Raw genomic sequence first — 3,766 nt, forward strand, 5'->3', positions numbered from 1 at the left:
GCATCCTGAATATATTTTGAATGAGAATTTGCCTGGAATTGAAAAAGTAGAGGATATTACTCCACAGTTTTGGGATAATCGGATGGAACAAATCAATAATTTCGAGAAGCATATTTCGCAAAATGGAACGATTGTAATGAAATTCTACTTTCATTTAAGTAAAGAGGAACAAAGAAAACGCTTACTGAGAAGATTAAATGAAGAAAAACATCATTGGAAATTTTCGCCAGGTGATTTGAAAGAACGCGAACATTGGGAAGAATATATGAAATATTATGAGGAAGCGATTAATAAAACTGCTTCTGAAATTGCTCCTTGGTATATTGTTCCAGCTGATGACAAAGAAATGGCTCGTTATATTGTTGCTAAAATTATCTGGGAAGAAATGCAAAAACATACAGATATAAAAGAACCTGAATTAGACGATAAAGTAAAAGCTAATTTTGAGGAATATAAAAAACAGTTGGAAGAATAAAAACTTTGACACGAATTAGAGATTTTATAAAATTTCTCGAAAATAAAATTTGTGTAAATTCGTGTAAATCGTGTTGAATCTTTGCATCTTTGCAATCCTAAAAAAAGCAAAGTGAATTTTTCTCAATATACAAAAGAGTTTTCGTATAATTTAAGACTAGCTTATCCCGTAATTTTGGGGATGCTTGGTCATACGTTGATTGGAATCGTAGATAATTTTATGGTTGGAAATTTGGGTTCAACTGAATTGGCAGCGGTTTCGCTAGGCAATAGTTTTATCTTTATCGGAATGTCTTTGGGAATTGGATTTTCAACTGCCATCACGCCTTTGGTTTCAGAAGCCGATGCCGAAAAAGACGATAAAAAAATCCGAACTACTTTTCATCATGGTTTGTTATTATGTACTGTTTTGGGAATAGCCATATTTGCTTTGATTGTTTTATCAAAACCAATAATGAACTTGATGAATCAGCCAGAAGCAGTCGTAAAACTGGCAACTCCTTACATTGATTGGGTTGCATTTTCGTTGATTCCAGTGATTGTTTTTCAAGGATACAAACAATTTTCCGACGGTTTGTCGCAAACCAAATATTCGATGTATGCTATTTATTTGGCTAATGTGGTTCATATTTTTTTTAATTATGTTTTAATTTACGGAGTTTGGGGTTTTCCGAAATTAGGAATTTTGGGAGCGGCATTAGGAACAGTGATTTCCAGAATTATGATGGTTGTTTTTATGCACTTCATTTTGAGAAAAAATGCAGCTTTTAAAAGATATTTCAAAAATTTTAGTTTTAAGGAAATCAAGAAATCAATCTTGATGAAGATTGTCAATCTTGGTTTTCCTTCGGCAATGCAAATGTTGTTTGAAGTGACTTTGTTCACAGCGGCAATTTGGCTTTCGGGGTCACTCGGAAAAAACAGTCAGGCAGCAAATCAAATTGCACTCATTATGGCATCTACCACTTTTATGTTTGCTATGGGTTTTAGTGTGACGGCAATGATTCGGTTGAGTTATTTGAAAGGCTCAAGAGATTTTAAAGGATTAATAATAACGGCAAGATCTATATTTTTATTAACCATTATTTTCGAAATATTCTTCGGTCTTATTTTTGTGATTTTTCATAATTACCTGCCACATTTATTTTTGAATATGACTGATTCAGCTCAAGCTATTGATAATAAGGAAATCATCATCATTGCTTCTAAACTACTTTTGGTGGCAGCGGTTTTTCAAATTTCCGACGGAATTCAAGTTGTCGTTCTTGGTGCTTTGCGAGGTTTGCAAGACGTAAAAATTCCAATGTATATTACCTTCGTGGCTTATTGGGTTGTAGGATTTCCAGTTTCGTATTATTTAGGAAGACATACTACTTTAGGAGCAACAGGAATTTGGATAGGACTTTTGGCAGGGCTTTCATCGGCAGCTTTATTTTTGTATCTTCGCTTTGCGGTATTGACAAAAAAGTTGGTTTTGGAAAACAATAATAATTAAAGTGTTTTCTTAAAAAATTGTAACTTCTATATTTATTCGTCGTATAATAACCGAACAATTTAATTTTAAAAAAATGGTACTATTAATTATTATTGGGGTTATTTTACTGATTTTGAGTTTTACTTTGAAAAGCGATATGAGAAATCCGCTTTCTAAATTTTCTAATATCTTTAAGATTATTGGATTTTTAATCATTTTATTAGGCGTTTCTTCTTCAATGTTCAAACAAATTGATGCTGGAAAAGTTGGGGTAAAATCTCTTTACGGAAGTGTTCAACCCGATGTTCTTGAAAGTGGTTTGCATATTATTAATCCGCTTTTAGACGTTACTGATTTTGATATTCAAACGCAAAACTACACAATGTCAGCAGTTCACGGAGAAGGAGCACAAGAAGGAGATGATGCCATTCGTGTTTTGTCGAATGATGGATTAGAAGTGGTGATTGATCTAACCGTTTTATATCGAATTATTCCTGCCGACGCTCCAAAAATATTTAAGCAAATTGGGATAAATTATAATGACAAAATTGTACGTCCTGTTACAAGAACAAGAATTCGCGACAACGCAGTTTATTATGACGCTGTAGCTTTGTATTCTACAAAAAGAAATGAATTTCAAGATAGAATATTCAAAAATATCGAAGCTGATTTTAAAGCAAGAGGATTGGTTTTAGAGCAGTTATTAATTAGAAATATTAATCTTCCAACCTCAGTGAAAGCATCTATTGAAAGCAAAATTAATGCTGAACAGGATGCTCAAAAAATGCAGTTTGTTTTGCAAAAAGAAAAACAAGAAGCGGAAAGAAAAAGGGTAGAAGCGCAAGGTATTGCAGATTATCAACATATTATTTCAATGGGATTAACGGATAAACAATTGCAATACGAACAAATAAAAGCACAAAAAGAAATTGCCACTTCAGCCAATACCAAAATTATTTTTATGGGAAAAGGAAGTGCGCCAGTTATTCTTTCGGATAAATAAAGCGTTAAGCGAATTTTTTAATTCGTAATTTTTAATTTTTAATTGAATAAAATGGAATTGCCAAAATTTTTACTAGGTGACAATACTGATTTTCCTGAAGATATTTTTATCATTCACCTCGATTATCCTCGATTTATCATCAATCTAAAAGACGATGAAGTCGAGTTTATGGAAGAAGCAGAAGATCTTGACGAAGCCGAATTAAACGCTGAAATGGAAGGATTAATTATTCTTGCCAATGATTTTTATGACCGAGAAATGGAACGTTACGAGAAAGAATAAGTTTATTTTTAAATAACTTTCTATAAATATCTAAGCGGATGTAAAAGATGAGTTTTCATCGTTTTGCATTCGCTTTTTTTAATGAAATAACTCTAATAGTATTTCCCAATTAAATAAGGTATATTTATGAAATATTTTTTTTGCGCTAATTTGCTAATATGAATATAGATTTAAAAGCAACAACTCCCCTGTTTTTTTATTTAATGATATTCCAATTTTTTTTCGGAAATATTGGAACGAATGTTTTTGCGCAATCTTACAACAAAATAAGTACTTTTTCTACTAACGAAGGTTTGCCCAGCAATCATATTTATGATATTGTTGAAGACAATAACGGATTTTTATGGATTGCAACCAATAATGGCATCGCTCGATTTGATGGAAAGTATTTCTATAATTATACCGTAAAAAACGGATTACCTTCCAACGATGTATTGCAGGTTATTAAAGAAAAAAATGGAACTATTTGGGTAAATTGTTACAATGAAGTGCCTTCTTATTTTGATGAAATAAACAATCAATTTGTCTCCATA

Annotated in this window: 5 protein-coding genes; all 5 read left to right on the forward strand. The window is 31.9% G+C overall.

The window, feature by feature from the left end:
- The coding region (locus PHC28_RS16870; protein ID WP_367278059.1) for a polyphosphate kinase 2 family protein at positions 1-475 on the forward strand (475 nt) is incomplete at its 5' end.
- A gap of 111 nt (positions 476-586) precedes the next feature.
- Positions 587-1,969 (forward strand): MATE family efflux transporter, encoded by a 1,383-nt coding sequence (locus PHC28_RS16875; RefSeq protein WP_300103338.1) that lies wholly within the window; start codon positions 587-589, stop codon positions 1,967-1,969.
- 73 nt (positions 1,970-2,042) lie between these two features.
- The gene (locus PHC28_RS16880; RefSeq protein ID WP_300103340.1) at positions 2,043-2,951 is read left to right on the forward strand and encodes a prohibitin family protein; all 909 of its coding nucleotides are present in this window, start codon (positions 2,043-2,045) and stop codon (positions 2,949-2,951) included.
- 51 nt (positions 2,952-3,002) lie between these two features.
- Complete coding sequence (locus tag PHC28_RS16885; protein WP_300103342.1) at positions 3,003-3,233, forward strand: hypothetical protein; 231 nt, start codon at positions 3,003-3,005, stop codon at positions 3,231-3,233.
- A 158-nt stretch (positions 3,234-3,391) separates the two neighbouring features.
- A partial coding sequence (locus tag PHC28_RS16890; RefSeq protein ID WP_300103344.1) for a two-component regulator propeller domain-containing protein occupies positions 3,392-3,766 on the forward strand: 375 nt, incomplete at its 3' end.

The sequence above is a fragment of the Flavobacterium sp. genome (genome assembly GCF_028712645.1).
Taxonomy (GTDB): Bacteria; Bacteroidota; Bacteroidia; order Flavobacteriales; family Flavobacteriaceae; genus Flavobacterium.

Excerpts from the sequence above, each read along its gene's own strand:
- PHC28_RS16880 (WP_300103340.1), top strand. The coding sequence starts at position 2,043 with ATGGTACTATTAATTATTATTGGGGTTATTTTACTGATTTTGAGTTTT.
- PHC28_RS16885 (WP_300103342.1), top strand. The coding sequence starts at position 3,003 with ATGGAATTGCCAAAATTTTTACTAGGTGACAATACTGATTTTCCTGAA.